This window comes from Allorhizobium paknamense (assembly GCF_030815125.1).
In the GTDB taxonomy this organism is placed as follows: domain Bacteria; phylum Pseudomonadota; class Alphaproteobacteria; order Rhizobiales; family Rhizobiaceae; genus Allorhizobium; species Allorhizobium paknamense.
This window is the reverse complement of record NZ_JAUSWH010000007.1, coordinates 136,447-158,497: the sequence shown is the minus strand read 5'-3', so window position 1 is coordinate 158,497 and position 22,051 is coordinate 136,447. Positions and strand designations below refer to the sequence as shown.

At 59.6% G+C, this 22,051-nt stretch carries 25 protein-coding genes; 10 read left to right on the top strand and 15 right to left on the bottom strand.

All coding sequences use genetic code 11. The features are described 5' to 3' along the window. Positions 1-49: 49 nt before the first annotated feature. On the bottom strand, positions 50-622 hold the full coding sequence (locus tag QO005_RS12805; RefSeq protein WP_307158429.1) for a MarR family winged helix-turn-helix transcriptional regulator: 573 nt from the start codon (positions 620-622) through the stop codon (positions 50-52). Positions 623-998: 376 nt separating this feature from the next. Between QO005_RS12805 and QO005_RS12800 the strand changes: the two genes are divergently transcribed. The 4 genes from QO005_RS12800 to QO005_RS12785 all read left to right on the top strand — a co-directional run bounded on the left by QO005_RS12800 (position 999) and on the right by QO005_RS12785 (position 6,017). Beyond that, a complete protein-coding gene (locus QO005_RS12800) occupies positions 999-1,802 on the top strand; it encodes a creatininase family protein (protein WP_307158428.1) in 804 nt (267 codons plus the stop codon). Between the two features lie 91 nt (positions 1,803-1,893). After that, positions 1,894-3,009, top strand: a complete 1,116-nt coding sequence (locus QO005_RS12795; protein ID WP_307158427.1) for a CobW family GTP-binding protein — start codon at positions 1,894-1,896, stop codon at positions 3,007-3,009. Further along, positions 3,009-3,992 carry a WD40 repeat domain-containing protein gene (locus QO005_RS12790; RefSeq protein ID WP_307158426.1) on the top strand — a complete coding sequence of 328 codons (984 nt, stop codon included), beginning with the start codon at positions 3,009-3,011 and terminating at the stop codon, positions 3,990-3,992. Before QO005_RS12795 ends, QO005_RS12790 begins: the two co-directional genes overlap by 1 nt. Before the next feature lie 174 nt (positions 3,993-4,166). Further along, a complete protein-coding gene (locus tag QO005_RS12785) occupies positions 4,167-6,017 on the top strand; it encodes a methyl-accepting chemotaxis protein (RefSeq protein WP_307158425.1) in 1,851 nt (616 codons plus the stop codon). Between the two features lie 77 nt (positions 6,018-6,094). Here QO005_RS12785 and QO005_RS12780 read toward each other — a convergent pair whose 3' ends face one another. The 3 genes from QO005_RS12780 to odc2 all read right to left on the bottom strand — a co-directional run bounded on the left by QO005_RS12780 (position 6,095) and on the right by odc2 (position 9,052). Beyond that, positions 6,095-6,772: an OmpW/AlkL family protein gene (locus QO005_RS12780; RefSeq protein ID WP_370878066.1), complete on the bottom strand. Its 678-nt coding sequence runs from the start codon at positions 6,770-6,772 to the stop codon at positions 6,095-6,097. A 264-nt stretch (positions 6,773-7,036) separates the two neighbouring features. Continuing rightward, positions 7,037-7,687: a GNAT family N-acetyltransferase gene (locus QO005_RS12775; RefSeq protein WP_307158423.1), complete on the bottom strand. Its 651-nt coding sequence runs from the start codon at positions 7,685-7,687 to the stop codon at positions 7,037-7,039. A 231-nt stretch (positions 7,688-7,918) separates the two neighbouring features. Beyond that, positions 7,919-9,052, bottom strand: a complete 1,134-nt coding sequence (odc2, locus tag QO005_RS12770; RefSeq protein ID WP_307158422.1) for an ornithine/lysine decarboxylase — start codon at positions 9,050-9,052, stop codon at positions 7,919-7,921. A 544-nt stretch (positions 9,053-9,596) separates the two neighbouring features. Here odc2 and QO005_RS12765 point away from each other — a divergent pair. From QO005_RS12765 to QO005_RS12755, 3 genes are all read left to right on the top strand, one after another. Continuing rightward, a complete protein-coding gene (locus QO005_RS12765) occupies positions 9,597-10,493 on the top strand; it encodes a LysR family transcriptional regulator (protein WP_307158507.1) in 897 nt (298 codons plus the stop codon). 73 nt (positions 10,494-10,566) lie between these two features. Then, positions 10,567-11,220, top strand: a complete 654-nt coding sequence (locus tag QO005_RS12760; RefSeq protein WP_307158421.1) for a DUF1007 family protein — start codon at positions 10,567-10,569, stop codon at positions 11,218-11,220. Further along, entirely contained in the window at positions 11,208-12,383 is a 1,176-nt protein-coding gene (locus QO005_RS12755; RefSeq protein ID WP_370878062.1) for a nickel/cobalt transporter, read from the top strand. The genes QO005_RS12760 and QO005_RS12755 overlap by 13 nt, the downstream gene beginning before the upstream one ends. A gap of 18 nt (positions 12,384-12,401) precedes the next feature. Here the strand turns inward: QO005_RS12755 and QO005_RS12750 are convergent, their stop codons facing one another. From QO005_RS12750 to QO005_RS12735, 4 genes are all read right to left on the bottom strand, one after another. Next, complete coding sequence (locus QO005_RS12750; RefSeq protein WP_307158420.1) at positions 12,402-12,611, bottom strand: hypothetical protein; 210 nt, start codon at positions 12,609-12,611, stop codon at positions 12,402-12,404. Beyond that, positions 12,608-13,303 (bottom strand): GNAT family N-acetyltransferase, encoded by a 696-nt coding sequence (locus tag QO005_RS12745; protein ID WP_307158419.1) that lies wholly within the window; start codon positions 13,301-13,303, stop codon positions 12,608-12,610. Before QO005_RS12745 ends, QO005_RS12750 begins: the two co-directional genes overlap by 4 nt. 121 nt (positions 13,304-13,424) lie before the next feature. Next, complete coding sequence (locus tag QO005_RS12740; protein WP_307158418.1) at positions 13,425-14,135, bottom strand: tellurite resistance TerB family protein; 711 nt, start codon at positions 14,133-14,135, stop codon at positions 13,425-13,427. A gap of 113 nt (positions 14,136-14,248) precedes the next feature. After that, on the bottom strand, positions 14,249-14,887 hold the full coding sequence (locus tag QO005_RS12735) for a 2-dehydro-3-deoxy-phosphogluconate aldolase (protein ID WP_307158417.1): 639 nt from the start codon (positions 14,885-14,887) through the stop codon (positions 14,249-14,251). 154 nt (positions 14,888-15,041) lie between these two features. Between QO005_RS12735 and QO005_RS12730 the strand changes: the two genes are divergently transcribed. The 3 genes from QO005_RS12730 to trhO all read left to right on the top strand — a co-directional run bounded on the left by QO005_RS12730 (position 15,042) and on the right by trhO (position 17,457). Continuing rightward, positions 15,042-15,536: a CYTH domain-containing protein gene (locus tag QO005_RS12730; RefSeq protein ID WP_307158416.1), complete on the top strand. Its 495-nt coding sequence runs from the start codon at positions 15,042-15,044 to the stop codon at positions 15,534-15,536. Next, positions 15,514-16,428, top strand: a complete 915-nt coding sequence (locus QO005_RS12725; RefSeq protein WP_307158415.1) for a CHAD domain-containing protein — start codon at positions 15,514-15,516, stop codon at positions 16,426-16,428. Before QO005_RS12730 ends, QO005_RS12725 begins: the two co-directional genes overlap by 23 nt. 84 nt (positions 16,429-16,512) lie before the next feature. Continuing rightward, positions 16,513-17,457 (top strand): oxygen-dependent tRNA uridine(34) hydroxylase TrhO, encoded by a 945-nt coding sequence (gene trhO / locus QO005_RS12720; protein ID WP_307158414.1) that lies wholly within the window; start codon positions 16,513-16,515, stop codon positions 17,455-17,457. 120 nt (positions 17,458-17,577) lie between these two features. Here trhO and QO005_RS12715 read toward each other — a convergent pair whose 3' ends face one another. From QO005_RS12715 to QO005_RS12690, 7 genes are all read right to left on the bottom strand, one after another. After that, entirely contained in the window at positions 17,578-18,306 is a 729-nt protein-coding gene (locus QO005_RS12715) for a Crp/Fnr family transcriptional regulator (protein WP_307158413.1), read from the bottom strand. A 316-nt stretch (positions 18,307-18,622) separates the two neighbouring features. Continuing rightward, positions 18,623-18,895 (bottom strand): RebB family R body protein, encoded by a 273-nt coding sequence (locus tag QO005_RS12710; RefSeq protein ID WP_307158412.1) that lies wholly within the window; start codon positions 18,893-18,895, stop codon positions 18,623-18,625. Between the two features lie 192 nt (positions 18,896-19,087). Next, positions 19,088-19,420 carry a hypothetical protein gene (locus tag QO005_RS12705; RefSeq protein ID WP_307158411.1) on the bottom strand — a complete coding sequence of 111 codons (333 nt, stop codon included), beginning with the start codon at positions 19,418-19,420 and terminating at the stop codon, positions 19,088-19,090. Positions 19,421-19,537: 117 nt separating this feature from the next. Next, positions 19,538-19,879: a hypothetical protein gene (locus QO005_RS12700; protein ID WP_307158410.1), complete on the bottom strand. Its 342-nt coding sequence runs from the start codon at positions 19,877-19,879 to the stop codon at positions 19,538-19,540. Positions 19,880-19,883: 4 nt separating this feature from the next. Then, positions 19,884-20,312: a hypothetical protein gene (locus tag QO005_RS12695; RefSeq protein ID WP_307158409.1), complete on the bottom strand. Its 429-nt coding sequence runs from the start codon at positions 20,310-20,312 to the stop codon at positions 19,884-19,886. Between the two features lie 192 nt (positions 20,313-20,504). After that, positions 20,505-20,699: a RebB family R body protein gene (locus QO005_RS24215; protein ID WP_370878061.1), complete on the bottom strand. Its 195-nt coding sequence runs from the start codon at positions 20,697-20,699 to the stop codon at positions 20,505-20,507. A 624-nt stretch (positions 20,700-21,323) separates the two neighbouring features. Next, the gene (locus tag QO005_RS12690; RefSeq protein WP_307158408.1) at positions 21,324-22,022 is read right to left on the bottom strand and encodes an EAL domain-containing protein; all 699 of its coding nucleotides are present in this window, start codon (positions 22,020-22,022) and stop codon (positions 21,324-21,326) included. Positions 22,023-22,051 lie beyond the last annotated feature (29 nt).

The window sequence follows — 22,051 nt, the reverse complement described above, 5'->3', positions numbered from 1 at the left end:
CTGTAATTTTAAAAAATTTAAGCAGAATACCTATAAATGCAAGGGTAATTTAAATCTCGTCGCTCTCCTCCACAACAGCATCGGCGCCATCGCGATGCAGATTGCGGTGGAGAAGATCGAGCATTTTCAACAAGGTCTTGATGTCCTTGCCGCTCATGCCGCGCGTGGCCTGCTGCTCCAGCGCCGCCCCCGCCGCCTCGATCCGGGCAAGGGTTGCGCGCCCGGTCTCGCTGAGGAAGACCCGGGTCAGCCGTGCATCCTTGTCGGAGCCGCGCCGCTCCACAAAGCCCTGCGCCTCCATCCGGCCGATGGTGCGGGTCATGGTAGGCGCCTTCACACCCAGCCTTTGCGCCAATTGACCGGCGGTCAATCCATCCTCGGCAGCCAGAAGCAGGATCACGCCGTCCTGCCCGGCGTAAAGACCGCAATCGGCCAGATGCCGGCTTTGCAGCGTGCGCACGCTGCGGGCCGCCTGCACCAGAGCGGCGGCCAGCCGTGGCCGTGTTGCGGCCTCCACCCCATCACCGCCAGCAAGCACCGTGCCGTCAGCCTGCTGCTGAAGCCGCAGCGCCTTCGACTTGCCGGATTTTTTCTTCTTCTCGGACTTGGCCTTCTTGGACATGGCGCCTCCGCCGCAGCCTTCACCGCGATCCCCTCGCGGAACGGCGACAGCCTGTTGTCTTCCTGCATGGGCGGAAGGAAAACCAATTTTCCTTTTCCACGATCATGCTCTTAGGATATGCCGGGATCATTAGAGCATTTCCGGAAAAAGGGGAAACCGGTTTTCCGTTCGGACATGCGTAATACGAAGAGTCATTGAAAATGGCAGTTCGTATTTCCCTTTCAAATATCTCAAGCCCTTGATGCATTTGAGATATTCGAAATCCCTTCAAGGCGAGGAGGCTGACGCATCTTCGAGCCTTGGTAATAAAACAGAGAGCCAAAGTGTTTCCGGTAAACAGGGAAGCACTCTGACCCAGCAAGACCGGTGATACCAGATGCCGAAACCACACCGTCAGTTCAGCGAAAATGCCCTGACCCTGGATACCGAAAGCCGCCGTGACTGGATCGCGGTGCTGCCGCTCGGCGCTCATGAGCAGCACGGGCCGCACCTGCCCTTCGAGACCGACAGCCTGATTGCCGAAGGGATCGTGGAGCGGCTGAAAACTGCCCTGCCGGAGCATCTGCCCGTCACCTTCCTGCCGGTGGAACGGGTCGGCTATTCCGTGGAGCATATGGATGTGGCGGGAACCGAAAGCCTGACCGCCGAGGAGGCGCTGCATCGCTGGCTGGACATCGCCCGCGCGCTGAACGGCCTCGGCATTCGCAAACTGGTGCTGCTGAACGCCCATGGCGGCAATTCACCGCTGATGACGCTGGTGGCGACCGAGGCGCGGGTGCGGTTTTCCATGCTGGCAGTAGCGACGAGCTGGACGCGTTTCGGCGTGCCGGAGGGCGTGATCGCGCCGCAGGACAAGGCCATCGACATCCATGGCGGCCTGATCGAAACCTCCGTGATGCTGGCGCTGAGGCCCGATCTGGTCAAGATGGACAAGGCGCAGGACTTCACCTCCCGCCAGAGCGATTTTGCCCGCGACTTTAACCATTTGCGCGCCTATGGTCCGCATGCCTTCGGCTGGATGATGCGCGACCTGAACCCCGCAGGCGTGGCCGGCAATGCCGGTGCGGCAACGGCGGAGAAGGGCGAGCGGCTGCTTGCCCACGCCATTTCCGGCCTTACCGCCCTCATCGAGGACGTGCACCGTTTCGATCTTCAAATTTTCGAAACGCCCGACGCTTGAAAAACCTTTGAATCGCCGCGAAGCCGCGCCTATATGAGTAACAACATTACAGGCCGCCATCCCCGCCGGCCATCAACAACTGAGGTTCCCCATGAGTGAAGCCGCTGCAAAACCCACACCCGTCACCGTGCTCACCGGCTATCTCGGCGCCGGCAAGACAACGCTGCTCAACCGTATCCTCTCGGAAAACCACGGCAAGAAATATGCGGTCATCGTCAATGAATTCGGCGAAATCGGCATCGACAACGACCTGATCGTCGAATCGGACGAAGAAATCTACGAGATGAACAATGGCTGCGTCTGCTGCACGGTGCGCGGCGACCTGATCCGCGTGGTGGAGGGGTTGATGCGCCGCCCGGACCGTTTCGACGGCATCATCGTTGAAACCACCGGGTTGGCCGATCCGGTACCGGTGGCCCAGACCTTCTTCATGGATGACGACGTGCGTACCAAGACGGAGCTGGATGCCGTGGTGGCGCTGGTCGACGCCAAGCACCTGCCGCTGCGCCTGAAGGACAGCCGCGAAGCCGAGGACCAGATCGCCTTTGCCGATGTGGTGGTCATCAACAAGACCGACCTCGTCAGCCATGCGGAACTGCACCAGATCGAGGACATCGTCCGCGCCATCAATCCGTCGGCGCGCATCTATACCACCACCCGCTCCGGCGTCGATCTGACCAAGGTGCTGAACCAGGGCGCCTTCAATCTGGAACGGGCGCTGGAAAACGATCCGCACTTCCTCGATCATGACGATCCCGACCATGTCTGCGGGCCGGATTGCGATCACGACCATCACCATCATGATCATCATGGCCACCATCACGATCATGACCACCATCACCATGATCACGACCATGACCATCACGACCATGGCCATCACCATCACGCCCCCTCGCCGATCCATGACGTGACGGTGACCTCGATTTCGCTGCGCGGCGGCGAGATGAACCCGGACCGTTTCTTCCCCTGGATCCAGAAGGTGACACAGACGCAGGGGCCGAACATCCTGCGCCTGAAGGGCATCATCGCCTTCAAGGGCGATCCGGAGCGTTACGTGGTGCAGGGCGTGCACATGATCATCGAAGGCGACCACCAGCGTCCCTGGAAGGACAATGAAAAGCACGAGACGCGCCTCGTCTTCATTGGCCGCGAACTGGACCGCGAAAAGCTGGAAGCCAGCTTCAAGGCCTGTGAGGCCGCAGCCTGATGCCGACTGTTGCACCGCTTGATCTGGAAGGCCACGTACTCAGCGCGGCCTTTCTGGGCGATATTCCGGTTTTCGCCACCTCCGCCGGGACGATCCACCGCCTCGATGGCGGCGAGAAGGCGACCGAGGCCCATCAGGGCCTGCTGACCGTGGTGAAGGATGAGCAGAACCAGACGCTGCTGACCGGCGGCGAGGACGGCAAGGTGCTGCGCATTGCCCATGACGGCAGCGTCACCGAACTGGCCTCCGTGCCGCGCAAATGGATCTCCGCCGTGGCTGCCGGTCCGCAGGGCGCGGTGGCCTATGCCGTGGGCAAGCAAGCCTTTGTGCGAATGGCAGACGGCAAGACCTACGACTATGCCGAGGAACGCAGCGTCGAGGGTCTGGCCTTTGCCCCCAAGGGCCTCAGGATCGCCATTGCCCGCTATAATGGGGTCACGCTGCGCTTTGCCGCAGCCGAAGGCAAGCCGGTGGATCTGGAATGGAAGGGCGCGCATAACGGCGTCAGCTTCTCGCCGGATGGCCGCTTTCTCGTGACCACCATGCAGGAAAATGCCCTGCATGGATGGAAGCTGGACGGCGGCGCGGACACGCGCCACATGCGCATGACCGGCTATCCCGCCAAGGTGAAATCCATTTCCTGGTCAGCCAAGGGCAAGTGGCTTGCCTCTTCCGGTGCCCCTGCGGCCATCGTCTGGCCCTTTGCCTCCAAGGACGGCCCGATGGGCAAGGCCCCGCAGGAACTGGGCACGCGCGCCAATATCATGGTCACGCAGGTGGCCTTTCATCCGGCGGAAGAGGTGCTCGCCATCGGCTTCATCGATGGCATGATCCTCGCCGTACGGCTGGCCGATGGCAAGGAGGCCCTGCTGCGCCGTCCGGGCAAGGGAGCGATTACCTGCATGGGCTGGAGCGCCAGCGGCCATCTTCTGGCATTTGCCTCTGCTGCGGGCGATTGCGGCGTTGTTGACATCAAGGGTTGACAAGTTCAATCCCCTGTCCCGCCCTGAAGCCGGGATGCAATTTCCGGCTTCATAATTTCCTAAAAAAATCAAGTCTTTTTAAGATTTTCGAAATTATCCAACAGCAAAATGTTCCCGAATGAAGCAGATCCGATATCACCTATATCGGGCGCGATACGAGGAACTGACGGCTCGATGCGACTCACTATTTCCTCCACCGTGACGGCGACAGGCATCGCCCTGGCCCTCGGGGTCATGCTGACGCTTGGAACAGGCCTTGAAACGCTCAGCCGGCTGAAGGTCAACGGGCCGATCTATCAGCAGATCGTCGACAGCAAGGATCTGATTGCCGATATCCTGCCGCCACCGCTTTACGTGGTCGAGACCTATTCGCTGGTCAATGAGGCTGTGCTTCATCCCGACATGCGCGAGGCCAATCTGCAGCGCATAAACCTTTTGAAGGGGCAGTATCAGGAGCGCCGCGACTACTGGAAAGGCACCACGCTGCCGGACAGCCTGAAACAGAAATTGCAGAATGACGTGCTGGTGAAGGGCGACCAGTTCTGGAGCGAATTACAGACCAATACCGTACCCGCCCTGAGCGGCAATGACGACGGGCGCCTGCAGGCAACGCTCGCTACCCTCAAACAGCGCTTCCATACCCACGAAGCCGCCGTCAACGAACTGGTCGACCTCGGCAATACCTATGGCAAGGAGCGCGAAACCGCCGCCGCTGAAGAGGCAGCGCTGCTGGATGCGGTCAGCTTCACCCTGGGTGGCGGGCTCTTGATCCTTTGTCTTTCCTCCATTGTCTTCCTGCGCCGGCGCGCCTTGAAGCCGCTGCGCGAGATCACCGCCGTGATGGGAGAAATGGCGGCAGGCAATTTGAACACCCCGCCCATGCACACCGCCCGGCAGGATGAAATCGGCGACATGGCCCGGGCATTGGCGGTGTTTCGCGAGGCAGGGCTGGAAAAGATACGCCTTGAGGGCGAAACGGAAGAAGCCCGCACTCTCTCCGAAGCGCAACGCGCCGCGCGTGAGGCGCAGCGGCTGCAGGAAGCCGAGGCGCTGCGTTTCGTGCTGGAAGAGTTGGGCGCCGGTCTCAACCGGCTTGCAGATTGCAATATCCGCATCACGCTGGACAAGCCTTTCGACCCACGCTTTGAAAGCCTGCGCCAGGACTTCAACAACGCAATCGGCACGTTCCAGAAGACTCTCGAAAACGTCTTGAACGAAACGCGGCAGCTTACCGAACAAGGCGCGGAAATGCGGGAGGCCGCCGACAACCTGTCCAGGCGTACCGAGCAGCAGGCATCCTCGCTGGAAGAAACGGCCGCCGCCCTGGAAGAAGTCGCCTCCACCGTCAAGGCGTCCGCCGGACGCGCCCGCGATACGCGGCAACTGGTCAAGGACGCCATTCAATCGGCAGCGGCCTCATCCGGGGTCGTCACCAACACCATTGCCGCCATGCAGCGGATCGAAACCGCCTCCAGCGAGATCGGCACGATCATCGGTGTCATTGATGAAATCGCCTTCCAGACCAATCTGCTGGCGTTGAATGCGGGCGTGGAAGCCGCACGCGCAGGCGAAGCCGGCAAGGGCTTTGCCGTGGTTGCCCAGGAAGTGCGTGAACTGGCGCAACGTTCCGCCAAGGCGGCCCGCGAGATCCGCACCCTGATCGACCGCTCCGGCACGGAGGTGGCCAGCGGCGTGGACCTGGTGGAAGCCACCGGCACGGCGCTCACCCAGATCCAGGAATATGTGGCTCGTATCGAAACGAATATCGACGTGATCGCCACTGCCACCGATGAACAGGCCCTTGGCCTTCAGGAGATTTCCAGCGCCGTCAACGCGCTCGACCAGATGACCCAGCAGAATGCTGCGATGGTGGAGGAAACCAACGCCATCAGCCAGACGATTGCCAACGGAGCAATGACCCTGTCCGGCCTTGTGGAGCGCTTCCAGCTCAACCGCCGCGCAACGATCCGCGAGCCGGGTGCTGCGGGCGGAGGAGCTCAACATCGGCGCCGTCAGGCGGCATAAGACCAAATCTCCCTGACAAGCCAGTATCCCAACACCAAAATGGCGGCCAGAAGGCCGCCATTTTTTGTTTTCTGCGCTCAGAAGCGGTAGGTCACGCCAGCGCCCACCAGCCAGGGATCGAGCTTGGCGGTGCCCTTGACCTTGGAACCGCCGACCGTGGCGTCGAAATCCGGACGCAGATAGTATTTCTTGACGTCGACGTTCACACCCCAATGCTCGTTGATCATGTAGTCGAAACCGACCTGGAGGGCTGCACCGAAGGTGTTCTTGACATCAAGATTTGTGGCCGCACCCGTGGCCTTCTGATCGTAGAACATGGTGTAGTTGACGCCCGCGCCAACATAGGGCTGGAAGGCGCCGAAATCGGTGAAGTGATATTGCAGCGTGACCGTCGGCGGCAGGATCCAGATCTTGCCGAGCTTGCCAAGGCTGCCAATCGAGCCAGCGCCGTTCACATTGGCCGAGGTGGTGCCGAGAATGAGTTCAGCGGCAATGTTCTTGGTGAAGAAGTAGCTGAAATCCACTTCCGGGGTGATGCTGTTGCTGTAGGACAGGTCAGAACCGGCAATACCGCTGACGGAGCCGGAATCCGTGGGGATGACGCCGAGCGCGCGGGCGCGCACCTGCCAGGGGCTGTGGGGGGTGAGCGGCGATTCCGCTTCCGGCGCGGCCGGGGCCGGCTGCGTCAGATCCGCCGCCTGCAACGCGCTTGCAGCACCAAGCGTCAAAGCCACACCGGCCATCAGGCCCAGCATCTGAAATTTCAACATAGTCTCTCTCCTTGCAGTCACGCCGCGAGCATTGCCCGGCAGTTCGTGCCATCAGAAAGAGCATGGGCCGGAGAGAAAGCTATTGATCCGCATCAATATTTCAGAAAAGCCTAACGGTCGGAAAGGCTGCAATTAACAATTGTTGCGCAAAAAACACAACTATGTTTGACGATTATCAAAAGCCCTCCAGAGACACAAAAAGGGAGCGAAGACTGCTTCGCTCCCTCCTATCGATCACTCTCAGAAAGTTCAGCGCACGCGCACGAGGCCGGGACGCGCCAGCAGACGCCCGGAGGGCACCACCATGCCGGCAGCCTCTTTCAGCCAGCCTGCCTTCAACTCCAGGCCAAGGAAGCGGTCGCGCGCAAAGGGGCCGGGCATGAGCAGATGCATGGTCTTGCTCGCCGAGAAGCCGAAGCGCTCGTAATAGGGCGCATCGCCCACCAGCAGGATCGCCCCGTGGCCACGCTTCGTTGCCTCTTCGATGGCCGCGCGCATCAGGCGCGAGCCGATGCCTTTGCCCTCTTCGGAGGAAGAGACCGCGAGCGGGCCCAGCAGCAGAGCCTCGACCGGCTGACCGGCACTGTTGACGCCTGCCTCGATGTTCCACAGACGCACCGTGCCGATCAGATGCCCCTGACGGTCCCGGGCCACCAGCGCCAGACCTTCGGCAGGCAAGCGGCCACGACGGATCTTTTCCGAGGATTTCTTCTGACGATCCGCGCCCATGGCACGATCCAGCAGGGCTTCACGTGCCACGACATCCGCCGGCGTTTCGGTGCCGATGGTGAAGGCCGGCTGCGCAAAGAAAGCGCGCACCAGCTTCAGCGCACGGCCCGGCAGGCTGGAAAGCGCCTTGGTATCAGGGCGCGCGTAAAGATGATCGAGAACAGCGGCCATGGCGGCCTCCCATCCTGGAAAGACAAGGAAATTGTGAAGGGCCGCGCCGGTCAATCCCTCTGGGAGGCCGGCACGGAGGAGCAAGACCTCACAGTCCGTCCAATAATCGCTGCTGGCCGTCTGCAAATGGCGATTTCTGCGCTTCCGGTACTCACGTACGTTAAGTACGCTCCGTTCCGGTTCTCGAAATCACCATTTTCGCCAGGCCAGCAGCAATTCTTGAACAGACTGTCAGATCACGTAGGACTTCAGCGGTTCGAAACCGTTGAAGGCCACGGCGGAATAGGTCGTCGTATAGGCGCCCGTTCCTTCGATCAGCACCTCGTCGCCGATCGTCAGTGAGATCGGCAGCGGGTACATGTTCTTTTCGTAGAGCACATCGGCGCTGTCGCAGGTCGGACCGGCGAGCACGCAGGGCTCCAGCTCGTCACCGTCCCGCGGCGTGCGGATCGGGTAGCGGATCGCCTCGTCCATGGTCTCGGCCAGACCGCCGAACTTGCCGATATCGAGGAAGACCCAGCGATGACCGTCATTGTCCGACTTCTTGGAGATCAGCACCACTTCGGCCTTGATCACACCGGCATTGCCCACCATGCCGCGACCGGGCTCGATGATGGTGCGCGGAATGTTGTTGCCGAAATGCTTCTTCAGGGATGCCGAAATGGCCTGGCCATAGGCTTCCGCCGTCGGGATATCCCGCAGGTAGCGGGTGGGGAAACCACCGCCCATGTTGACCATCTGCAGGTGAATGCCCTGCTTGGAAAGCTGTGCGAAGACGCGCTTGGCATCGGCCAGCGCCGAATCCCAGGCATCGACCTTGGTCATCTGCGAACCGACATGGAAGGACACGCCATAGGATTCCAGGCCCAGCTGGTGGGCATAGACCAGAACGTCCACAGCCATCTGCGGCACGCAGCCGAACTTGCGGCTGAGCGGCCATTCAGCGCCTTCGCCATCGGTCAGCACGCGGCAGAACACGCGCGCACCGGGGGCCGCACGGGAAATCTTTTCCACTTCCTCGTGGCTGTCCACAGCGAAGAGATCGACACCGAGCGCGTGGGCGCGGGCAATGTCGCGCTCCTTCTTGATGGTGTTGCCGAAGGAGATGCGCTCGGCCGAGGCGCCGGCATCGAGCGCCATCTGGATTTCAGCCACGGAAGCGCAATCGAAGTTGGAACCGAGCGACGCCAGCAGCGACAGGATTTCCGGCGCGGGATTGGCCTTGACGGCATAGTAGATGGCGCTGTCCGGCAGAGCGCGGCGGAAAGCATTGTAATTGCCGCGAACCACGTCCAGATCCACCACAAGGCAGGGACCTTCCGGACGACGGGTATTGATGAAGTCGAGGATGCGGGCGGTGGTCATCGTTGGATCCCTTCCATAAGCCAAAGGTCCCGGAATCCTTGCAGATTCCGGAAGGACAAAGGGCGGCGAATGCCTCGACGACGCCAAGTGATGGAAACCCTGGCACGTAAAAACGCTCGGTCCGCAATACGGTGGACCTAGGCCAACGCACAAGCACCGGCATGGGTCCGCTTTGTCTGCCATGGATTGGAGGGATAACCCACCGCACGTCCGGCAATGATGGTGTGCCTCTTCAGTGACCCCGGCTGATGGAAAGCCGGCAGAGACCAGAAAGGCCCGCACCGTCGTTGCTTCAAGATGTCCTCGCATGTCCGGTTGGCCGGAAATACGACTGGAGGGGTTAGTTCCAGGTACCTTACCGATTTCCTCACCACATCGAGGGTCGGCGGACACCCACAGGCACGTGCGACTTTGGGCAAGAGGGGAAATAAGAAAACTCCCTGTCATAATCAAGTGGTTTTTGCATGCGCGCCGATTTTTTTAGCAAGGCGGTTGCACCTTGCGGAACAATTCGTCACCTGTTGTCTATTGAACGGAGACAATGATGGATACGCTGACCCGCATTCGTGCCTTTATCGACGTGGTGGAAGCAGAAGGCTTTTCAGCCGCCGCCCGCCGCACGGGGCGCTCCAAGGCACTTTTATCCAAATATGTCAGAGAGTTGGAGGATGAGCTTGGCGCACTGCTGCTCAACCGCACGACACGGCAATTCTCGCTCACCGAAGCTGGCCACACCTATTACCGCAGCGCCGCCGACATTCTGAAGGAAATCGACAACCTTGCCGATCTGGTGCGGGAGAACAATGCCGATCTGCGCGGGCGGCTCAGGGTTTCGGTGCCGCGCAGCTTCATCGATGCCGAAGTCGGCCAGTCGCTCATCGATTTTGCCGCCGAACATCCCGATCTTTCCCTCGAAATCGTGGCGGAAGACCGATTCGTCGATCTGATCGAGGAGGGTTTCGATCTTGCCCTTCGGGTGACGAAACTCGACGATTCCGGCCTGATTGCCAGAAAGCTTGCGGATTTCCGCATTTTCGCCTGCGTGAGCCCCGCCTTCCTGGAGAAATACGGGCCGATCGAAAATCCGCAGGATCTGGCAAACCTGCCCGTGCTGATCGACACCAACAACCGCACCCACAGCAATATCCGCTTCAAAAAACCGTCGGGCCAGCTTCTGAACGTCAATGTCTCAGGCCCGATCGAAGTGAACAGCCCGCAGGCAACGCTAAGAGCCGCCGTCAAGGGGCTGGGCCTTGCCATGCTGCCGGATTTCATTGCCGAGCGGCATCTGGAACAGGGGTTGCTGGTCTCGGTGCTCGACAGCTATCTGCCCTCCGACCGCGGTATCTATGCCGTTTACCCGCATCGGCGCTATCTTCCCGCCAAGGTGCGGGTCTTCGTGGATTTCCTGCATGGCTGGTTCCGCAAGGCGGCGCCATGAAAAGGGGAAACAGGCCGCATTTCCGTCCGAATCGCGGGCCAAAAGAACATTCAAGACCGATGAAGCGGATGCGATGAAAAAACACTTCTCCCTCCTGACGCTGGCCGCAATTCTCGCTCTGCCAAGCGCTCCGGCCCATGCCCATCCGCATGTGTTTGCAGAAGCCCGGCTGGAAGTGGTGGCGGGCGCCAACAACACGGTTACCGAACTCAGGAATGTCTGGCGCTTCGACGAGGTCTTTTCCTCCAGCGTGCTGATGGATTTCGACAAGAATGGCGACCTGAAGCTGGATCACAGCGAATTGCAGGACATTGCCAACACCATCCGCAGTTCGCTGGCCGATTATGGCTATTTCACCTTCATCACCGCCAGCGGCGCGACTATCAAGGTGAACAAGCCGGAGGTGTTCAACGCCGATTTCAAGGACAACAAGCTGCTGGTGTTCTTCATCGTCAAGCCGGAAAAGCCCATTCCGCTCAAGGGCAATCTGAGCTTCGGCGTCCATGATCCGACGCTTTACACCTCCATCGATTTCAAGAGCGACAGCGATCTGGTCGAGGTGGGCAATGGCTGGCAGAAATGCAAGCGCACCGTCATCCGCCCCAATCCGGATGAGGTGATCAAGCAAAACCAGGGCATGCTGACAGAAGCGTTTTTCAACGATCCCACCGGAACCGATTATGGCAAGCTGTTTGCCGTGAGGCTCGATCTCGCATGCGGAAACTGAGCCTCACCATCCCCCATTTGACACGAACCTCTCTTTGCAGGCACACCAGCAAGACGGTGCTGATTGGCCTCACCACCGCCCTTCTGCTGCCGGTCATGGCGCATGCGGCCTCGCCGCTCGGCATCGGCACGGCGGAACCCTCCTTTCAGATGACGGGACCGTTTGCGGGCGTGATGCTGTGGATCAACACCCATCAGCAGGCCTTCTACCGGGCACTGACGCAAAGCCTGATCGCCATGCGGGACAACTGGCAGGCACTGTGGATGCTGGTCGGCCTGTCCTTCGCCTATGGGGTTTTCCATGCCGCCGGTCCCGGCCACGGCAAGGCGGTGATTTCCTCCTACATGGTCGCCAACGAGTTGGAACTGAAGCGGGGCATGGTGATTGCGCTGATTTCCTCGCTGTTGCAGGGGGCCGTCGCCATCGGTGTGGTGGGCGTCACCTATCTGGCGCTGCGCGGCACCGGCATTACCATGACGGAAGCCACCAATACGATGGAGATCGCCAGTTTCGGACTGGTGATCGGTTTCGGGGTCTGGCTGCTGGTGAAGAAGCTGCAGCACATCGCCTCAAGCTGGCGTCCGGTCCGGTTGGCCGCCAGCGGCACGGTTGCCCCGGTTGCAATGTCCTCGCTCTTCGATGAGGCACCCTCCTCAGTGGCGCCAGGAAAAATGATGCTCAAGGGGCAGATGCGCCCCTCGACCGGCCTCGCTTTCCGCGCGGAAGCGCTGGACCATGACCATACCGCCCTGCGACCGGGCGAGATCTGCGAGGATTGCGGCCGCAGTCATCTGCCTGACCCGAGCCTCGTACGCGCCGACCACTTTTCCCTGAAGGAGGCCTGGTCGGCGGTGCTGGCGGTGGGCCTTCGTCCCTGTTCCGGCGCGCTGCTGGTGATGAGCTTTTCGCTGCTGAACGGGCTTTACCTGGGGGGCGTGCTCTCTGTTCTCGCCATGGCGCTGGGCACGGCGATCACGGTTTCGCTTCTGGCGATGATCGCCGTGGGCGCCAAGGGACTGGCAGTCCGGCTCAGCGGCCCGGGCTCCACCCTCAGCCGCCGGGTGGGAACCGCCATCGAAATCGGCGGCGCCCTCTTCATCATCCTGGTCGGCAGCCTGCTGCTCGCCGCCTCGCTACAGGGCGGCTATACTGGCGGCGCGTGAAGACGGTTACGCAGACCGTCACTTTTCAGGATGGCGGCGCTGATAGCGCGCCCGAAGCCAGAGCACGATAAAGAAGGACAGAAGCACCAGTGCGCCGGCAGCCGCGGCCAAGGCGGGGGAATAATCGCCGATCCACAGAACCAGCTTCGGCATCAGAAACACACCGAGGCCGAACAGGACCAGGATAAGTCCGGCGGCCAGCGCCGCCTGCTTGTCACGGCCCGTCATGCCTGCACTCCTGCGTCAGCAGTCAGTTCAGCGCGAAGGTCTTCCAGACGCCGTTTCTGCTGGCCGTCCGCATCGAAATTCTCCGGCGACAGCCAGGCGTCGAACCCGGCGCGGACCAGCGGCCACTCGCTGTCGATGATCGAAAACCAGGCGGTGTCGCGATTGGTGCCCTTGGAAATCATGTGCTGCCGGAAAATGCCCTCGAAGGCAAAGCCATAGCGCAGGGCTGTGGCCTTGCTCGGCGCATTGCGATTGTCGCATTTCCACTCATAGCGGCGATAGCCGAGCGTTTCGAACACATGCCGGGCCATCAGATAATGCGCCTCGGTCGATAGCGGCGAGCGCTTCATGGCGGGAGAATGGGCCACGCCGCCCACCTCCACGACGCCGTTGGCAGGGTCTGCACGCATATAGCTTGCCATGCCCACCACCTGACGGCTGCTCCTGTCGCGAAACACATGCGGAATCCAGCCGCCTTTGATCACCGATTGCAGCCAGGCGGCAAAATCCTCGATGCCGGAGAAATAGGGCTGGGTGAAATATTCGAGCGTCGGGTTGATCTCAAGGCCGCCGAAAGCCTCCCACAGGGCCTGAACATGGTCTTCCGCCCGAAAGGGCTCGACGGTCACGAACCGGCCTTCAAGCCGCACGGGGCCGGGCGGCTCTACCTTGTATGTCTTCAGATCCTGCACGCACCCGCCCTCCGCATCGTTTCGTCTTCTCTACTGCATAATATCCAGAATCGGAATCGAATTCAGGCACGTTTGCAGGAACTTCATCAGGCAATAAGGAGCGGCGCGGCATGCGCAAAGATCAGCCCTGCTCGATCAGGGCGCTTTGCTTGGCCGCAGACACCGTGACCTCGATATGCTCGACCAGCGCATCGGGCAGACCCAGCCGTCCGGCCAGAAGATCGAGATAGCCCCGTTCGGCCCGGGTATCCGGCTCGATGGTCAGGCGCGATGCCGTATAAAGCTCCACCTTCTCCTCTTCCGACCGCGCGGCGGCGACGAGACCGTCAAGATCGGTCGGATTGGCAAGCTCGGCGGCGATGAAGGCTTCCGCCTCGCTGCCCAGATCGACGGCATGGATGCGCTCGAGGATGGCGCTACGCTCGGCGTCATCGATATGACCGTCCGCCTTGGCGGCAGCAATCATGGCCTTCACCAGCGTCAGGGCGAAATCATTGCTCAAGGCGTGTTGCGGGCTGAAGGGCGATTGCTCCGGCACCGGCGCGAGTTCTGGGAGGGCGGGAATCTCTTCGGCAGCCTTGCCGGATTTGTAATTGCGGTAGGCGGTGTAGCCAAGCCCGGCAATCAGCGCCAATCCACCGATCTTCAGCGCTCCGCCTGCCAGCGACCGGCCCTTCTTGGTGCCGAGCAGCAGCGAGACCAGCGCTCCGGTCTTCAAGGGGTTGGCCTTGGCGAGTTTGAGCGCGTCTTCCCCGCGGCCCCGCATCGAGCCCCCCATGCCGGGCACCTGGCTTCCCAGAAATTGCTCCAGCAGCTTTTTTGCATCGAACATCGTCATCTCCCGGTCTGTCACCACCGGGAGATAGGAACTGAAAGCGACAAGCCCAAGGGCAGATCAGAAAGATCTTACTCTTTCCTGTCGATCCTCGCTTCACTCAGTCCGGATCATGCTCTCAGTTCAAAAGCCTCGGAGGCAAGCTTGGTAATCCCGGCCCAATCGCCCGCCGCCACCAGTTCCTTCGGCGCCACCCAGGAACCGCCGACGCAGACGACATTCGGAAGCGAGAGATAGTCGCGGGCATTCTTCAGCGAGATGCCGCCGGTGGGGCAGAAGAGCGTTCCGGCCAGCGGCGAGGACAGCGATTTCAAATAGGCCGCCCCGCCCGCCTGCTCGGCGGGGAAGAATTTCAGCACCTCATAGCCTTCCTGGCGCAGCGTCATGACCTCGCTGGCGGTGGCGGCACCCGGCAGAAGCGGGATGTCCGAACCGGCAGCGGCGGACAAGAGCGCCGGCGTGGTGCCGGGGCTGACGATGAATTGCGAACCGGCGGCCACGGCGGCCTCGAAATGCGCGGGATTGAGGATGGTGCCCGCGCCGGCCACGGCACCGTCCACCTCACCGGCAACGCGCTTGACGGCTTCCAGTGCGGCGGGTGTGCGCATGGTGATTTCGATGGCCTTCAGACCACCGGCAACCAGCGCCCGGGCAAGCGGCACGGCATCCTTGGCATCCTCGACGATCAACACCGGCACGACGGGCTGAAGCTTCAGGACGGCGAGCAGTTTATCTGTTTTGGAACCCATGAGGCGGTCACCTTTCAAACGATTGAATAAAGCCTGATTACCGCCCCGATGGCGGTCTGTCGAGACAAATGCGCACAGCGCCAACCCGGAACTCTTGCCAAAGGTTCGACATTCTCGCATTGTCTTTTCGCGGTGTAGGGACGGAGTAGCCGAGATGGCCAAGGAAATCGAACGCAAGTTTCTCGTCCGCAGCGATGCCTGGCGACAGCATCTTTGCAAGTCATCGAAATTTCTTCAAGGTTATATCATCACGGATACGGATCGCTCCGTGCGCGTGCGCATCAAGGACATGAAATGCGCCACGCTGACCCTCAAGATCGGTCATGTCGGCCTGTCGCGCGATGAATTCGAATATGACATTCCGCTCGAAGACGGCCTCGAGATGATCGACAAGGCAACGGGCAGCGTCATTTCCAAAACCCGGTACAATGTGGAATATGGCGGCTATCTCTGGGAGGTCGACGTGTTCGACGGCGCCCATCAGGGCCTGGTGGTGGCCGAGGTGGAACTCGATAATCCTGAAGACGACCCGCCGCTGCCGCCATGGGTCGGACGCGAGGTGACCGGCGACAAACGATTTTCCAATCAGTGGCTTGCCACCTGCGGAGCAGCGGCGGAGCGACGCAATGGCGTATCGCTTAAAGCCTGAAGCAGATTTTCGCGATACGGTGCAGTCCGTCCTGGCGGAGCAGTTGCAGCAGGCTGAACACCTTCTCGAGACGGCGCCGAACGGTCTTCATGACGCCATTCACGCCGCCCGCAAGCGCCTGAAACGCAGCCGTGCCCTCTATCGGTTGATCGCCGCCGCGATCCCGGACCTCAGGCAGCAGGAAAATGCCAGATTGCGGGATATCGCCCGCAGGCTTTCCACCGTGCGCGATGCCGCAGCTCTCGTGGAAACGCTGGGCTTTCTCGAAACCCATGCCGAAAGCGAGGGCGAACGGCAGGCGCTGAGCGAGGCGAAGACAGCCTTCACCGCCCGGCGCGAACGGATTGCCGAGGCAACGGGGGATCTTGCCGACGCCGCAAAACGGGCCGCGCAGGGATGCCGCGAAGCGCTTGCCGCCTTCGAGGCGGAAGCGGATTTGCCGCAAAGACCAGCAAAATCGGCGCGCATTATCGCCAAGGGCTGGAAAAAGACGATGAAGCGCGCTGCAAACGCGCTTGTACAGTGCCGCGAAGCGCCGCATTCCGAAGCCTTTCATGACCTGCGCAAGGCCACCCAGACCTATTGGATGCAGCTTTCGCTGCTGCGCGATCTCTGGCCGAGCGCGCTCTCGGCCAAGCGACAAACCGCCAAGCAACTGGCGGATTGTCTGGGCCACGAGCATGATCTTTCGGTTCTTGCCGGTGTGCTGGACGCCGAGGCCGGGCTGTTCGCCGATGCGGAAACGCTCTCTCACCTGTTCGGCCTGATCATCCGGCAGCAGCAGGCGCTGCGCGAGGACGCGCTGACGCGGGCGGAAACGCTTTTCGCCGACGGTCCAGAACCGGAAGCCTCGATTATCGCGGCTTTGTGGTTGCGAGCCGCCACGGATTGAATCCGTTTCTTGACGAAAGGCAAAGCATCGCCGGATGCGCAAAAGCCGTTGATTCCGGGCTTCGGAGGGATTATCTCGCAAGCCATGACAGACGATCTCTCCATTCCGGCCCATGAAGAAGGCGGCGCGTTCTGCGTGGCTGCCCTCTATCATTTTGCAGCCTTTCCGCGCTTTGAAAGCTTTCGTGCGCCACTTTTCGCGCTCTGCAAGGACAATGGCATCAAGGGCACGCTGCTTCTCGCCCATGAAGGCATCAACGGCACGGTGGCCGGCACGGATGAGGCGATTGCCACGCTCCTTGCTTTTCTGCGTGCCCAGCCGGAGTTTGCCGGGCTGGAGCACAAGGAAAGCCGCGCATCGCGCATGCCGTTCCTGCGCATGAAGGTGCGGCTGAAAAAGGAAATCGTCACCATGGGCGTCGAGGATATCGACCCCAACCAGATCGTCGGCACCTATGTCGATCCGAAGGACTGGAACGCGCTGATCTCCGATCCCGACACTATCGTCATCGACACCCGCAATGATTACGAGACGGCGATCGGCATTTTTCGCGGCGCAGTGGACCCCAATACCAAGACCTTCCGTGAATTTCCCGAATGGGTGAAGAACAATCCCGGCCTGCACAACAAGCCGAAGATCGCCATGTATTGCACCGGCGGCATTCGCTGCGAAAAGGCCACCGCCTTCATGAAGCAGCAGGGCTTCGAGGAGGTGTACCACCTCAAGGGCGGTATCCTGAAATATCTGGAGCACGTGCCCGAGCAGGAAAGCCTTTGGGACGGCGCCTGCTTCGTGTTCGATGAGCGCGTTTCCGTTACACACGGATTGAAGGAAGGCGAGCATCGCCTGTGCCACGCCTGCCGCTACCCGCTGACGGCGGAGGAGATCAGGTCCCCGCTTTACGAGGAAGGCGTTTCCTGTCCGCATTGCCATGGCAGCCGCAGCGAGGAAGACCGCGAACGCTACCGCCAGCGCCAGCGCCAGATTGCGCTGGCCAGGAAACGCGGCGAGCGGCACCTGGGAAGTTAGGGCGTTGCCCCGAGAAAAGGGTAGCTGCGGTTTTCCGCCCGGAAATGCGTAAAAACAAAAGCTTGCTGCATAATTTTCTCCTTAAATCGATTCCGATTTAAGGAATGATGCAGTAGCCTATTACATCAAGGCATGGGCGGAGCGGATGGTGATCGATTGCCGGCTGGTTTCGATCAGTCCCTCCCGGCAAAGGGCGATGATCGAACGGCTGACGACTTCCCGCGTCGTGCCAAGCATAGAGGCCAATTCGGCATGGGTGGGCGCGGGATAGATCATGCCGCCGTCATGCAGTTGATCCGTCTCCAGAGCCAGCTTTGAAATGGCGCGGCGCAGACGATCATCCGTCTTCATCGTAGCCAGTTCAAAGCTTAGTTCTGCCAGTGAATTGATCCGGCCCGCCATTTCCTCGATCATGCTGCCGCTCAGGGCCGGATGTTGCAGCATCAACTCCCGGAAGACCTTGACCGGAAAAAGCAGCGCGCAGGATTTATCGGCGCCGGAGGCCACCTCGATATTATTGGCCGAGACATCGATCAGCGACATCTCGCAGAAGACATTGCCGGGGCGAATATTTTGCAGTGCCAGCACAAGACCGTTGGGAGAGCATCTCCGGCAAACGAAAAGACCTTTCACGGCAAAGCCCACCAGCCGCTTTTCACTTCCCTCCGTTATGACGATTTCATTCTTGTCATAGTCCCTGAATGTCCCACGGCTGATAATGGCCCGCGCCGTTTGCAGATCAAGCTTTCTGAAAAGAGGAGAGGCGGCAATGAATACATCGATGTTGTCCGTGGAGGAGCCTGTATCATGGCCGTTAAATTTTTCGTGACGCGAATTATTCTGTTTCATCTTCTGAATTAAACCCATTTTACGCAATGGAAGCTTGAGAAGATCAAAAATCCATTGCCTTCCGAAAAGGCAACAAGGGCGCGCCGAATGCCAGCCGAAAGCGTGTAGGGCTTTGAGCATGGACGCGAAAATCTGGCACGGGCTTTTCGCGACGAGCCTTGGCAGCCGGGACGGAATACCGGGTGTCGTCGCGAAACCGCAAAGGGCGCAACCATTGGCGAATGAGATGCCGCAGATGGCGGGCGAAGGGAGCATGCTGTGGATTTGGGACGACAGAATTCGCCGGGAGGCTGAAACCTCCCGGCGATAAGGCCGATCAGCTGGCGGACAGCATCTTTGCAATAGCGATGGCGTCGGAAATGGTATCGACGCTGTAGATCTGCATGACGCCCTGGGTGGTGGCAGCCTGAGCCAGAATGTTCTGGTTGTTCTGCGCCGTCACCGAGTTTTCGAACATCAGGCCGGTCGAATGCGAAGCAGCCTGATAAAGCGAGCCCATGGCCATGGCCGGTGCTTCGCCGACAACCTTGACGTTGGCCTGGGTGACGGCATCGGTGATAACGGAATTGACAGTCGTGGGTGCAGACATTAGATATCTCCTTGGTTAGGTTAAGATACTGGTTATGAACCAGGGTTTCCGTGCTGTTGCAGCAGCACGAACTGTGAAGGCCCTTGAAGGAACCTGATTTGAAGCAGGCTTCACCGTTGAAGCTGCGGAATGAATGAAATATTGGTGCGGTCTGAAAGGACTTCCGGGGCCTGTCTGAGACCGTCGTGCCGATCAGATTTTGACGTGCACTCTCGGTCGCTCGAGCCGGGTTCGGCCTAAAAGCCTTGTTTCACCAAGCATCCGGGTTGCAAGCGCCACCGCGTCAGAGATCGTATCGATCCGATCGACCTGGCAAACGCCCTCGGCCATGTTGGCAAGGGACAGGGTCGCGAGTTGGCCGTGGATATTCGCAGCCTGCTCGAAAGCCCTTGCCGTGGCGTGGGCAGCCGTTATGAAACTCTGGCCAGTGGCCATGGCAGCAGCATGCGCAACCACCGTGTTATCGACGCCCAGATCGCCGCCATTTGCCGCATCCATGGACTGATCCTGTTGTTCTCCAATCATGACAGCCTCCTCCCGAACCCCTGTGTTGTTATAATGGCTTATGGAACACCAGCCCCTGCAAGGCAGAGATAGTTTCCCTATTGAAGACGAATGACATGCTTCGGTTCGAACAGCGCGTCAGCGCTGACTGACCGTTTCGATATGACTCTTGATCTTCGCAAGAGCCTGCTCCACCTGAATTTTGCGGTTCTTCATCGCCGAAAGGACGTGTGTATCCGTCAGCCCCTTCGCGCCCAGCGCCCCAAGACCCGGCGGCGGCGCGGCGCCACCCACATTGCCCTTGTCCGCAATCTTTTGCAGTTCAAGCAGAAGAGGTTCGATTTTCTTCAAGACCTCGTCGGTGATCGCCTTCGTCAATGCGGAATCAATCACCGCGGGCGTGGCAGCCGATTGATCGGGCTTATCCTCGACCGTCTCCGGAGGATTTGCCTTAAGATCGAGAATCTGACCATTTTCCATCAAACTAGCCCTTTATGCTGACGAAATTCTTGGCAACCGTCGCAATATCCTTTGCGAAGTCACTTGTATTCTTTTGCGACATTCTGATGTGGTTCAGGAGGGACAGTCCGGCCTTTTGCTGGTCGGGATCCTGGCTGGCAATCATGCCCAGCGCTTTACCGGCGGCGGCGGTATAGATCTGCTCCATCCCCTGAAGATAGGTGCGTGCATCTTCCCCCAGCATGGACACCACCTGGCCAAGCGCGGCGGACGTGAATTTCTCCACCGTGGGGTCTACAACATCCATCAGCGCAGCCGTGGACGAGGTCGAAGCAGCATCGTCGGCAACAGGCTGTTCATCAGTTGACGGCGCCGGCGTGACGGCGGCCTCTTCCGAAGCCTTTGAATCCTTGCTCCTCAACGCATCTCTCAACTTATTCAAGAGTGTCCCCATGATATTTCACCCAAACTCTTCAGAAACGAGCCCATCCATGCACACAATCACCAATGGCGACTTCCATGACTGACTTCAGAACATCTCACATTCAGATCCTTGAGACAGTCAGGAAGCACAAGCAGATGAGCCCTCATCCTTCATTTCGGATGGACAGGGCACAAAGCCCCGGCTGCTACGCCACGACATCCATTACTTGTTCAGCAAAGCCAAGGCGTTCGCAATAACGGATGGCGCCAGTGAATTTATATTCTGCTGATTGGATGCAGCATTCTGCATTGATAATGAATAAGCATGACCAGCCGCCTGATAAAACATGCTTACGGCAACATTAGGCGCCTCACTGACAACTTGAGAGGTTCCATTCTGCGTTTGCGGTCCAGACATCGACACCAGCCCCGAGAATTTATATTTCGTTAACTTTGTTTGTTAAGATATCTACGTTGTAATTAGGTCTTGCTGAAATTTCTGTAACTTTTGCTACAGGCTTATTCTTAATTTTCAATTTTTAATCGAAGTCGTCTGGTCTTCGGATCGAACCCGCATGCATGAGACTGCAGCGACGCGCACCACAACCCCAATTCCGCCCTGGGGCAAAAAAAGCCAGCACCGCCTACAGGTAGAGACAGGCAAAACTAAGCCTCTGTTTTCACGAAAGATTTTTCTCGTTGAGCCTGGCATGCAGTCCGTACGCCGCCCCACCTCCCCAAAGGGGTCATGTTTACAAGCCGGAAAGAGACCCTTTCGAGAACAGGAACGACGCTCTTTTCTCCGGTGATTGCCCCCGGAAGGACGAAAACCGTTATTCATTGTTTCAAAAGGAAAATTTGGAAAAGTACCGTTCATTTAGCCTCGGAGAAACCATTTTTGGGTATTCTGGAAAGGCGAGTGGAATGAATTTGACATTTGATCCTCAAGGGCGCGGCAAATGGGTATCAAATGTCAAATTCATTCCACTAGGAACCTGCCGAGGAAAAGGGAAAACGGCTGCTCGCGAACTACCCTGCTGCCTCAGCATTCAGCCAGAGAGATCGATGGCAATTCGAACGCCTCGAAGGCGGGGCGGCCGAGGGCGTAGCCCTGGACGTGATCGACGCCCAGATGCTTCAGCGTTTCGATCTCAGCAAGGGTCTCGACACCCTCGCAGACAGAGAGAACACCCAGATCCTTCAACATCGCAACCGTATGGCGCACCACTGTCTGGCGCACGCTGTCCCGGTCTATCCCCCGGATCAGATCCATGTCCAGCTTGACGATATCCGGCTGAAAACGCGCCAGAAGGTTCAGCCCGGAATGACCGGCGCCGAAATCGTCGATCGCCGTCTTGAAGCCGATATCCTTGTAGGTACGCAGGATGTTCAGGAGATGCACCGTATCGATCTGTTCGCTTTCGGTGAATTCGAAGATGATATTCTCAAGCGGAAAACCAACCCGCGCCGCCGTTGCCAGCGTCAGCTTGATGCAGGCACGCGGCTCGTAAACGGCATTGGGCATGAAGTTGATCGACAGCAGCGCCTCCGGCACCTGGACCCGGAGATCGGAGGCGAGTTCCAGCGCCCTGACCCGGCATTGCTGGTCAAAAGCATAGCGATTGTCAGAGGTGACCTTGCCGAGGACATGTGCGGCCCCCTCGCCTTCAAGACCGCGCACCAGCGCCTCATAGGCGAAAACCTTGCCGCTCTGCAGGTTGACGATGGGCTGGAAGGCCATGGAAAAGCCAAACTCCAAACCCCGCCCGT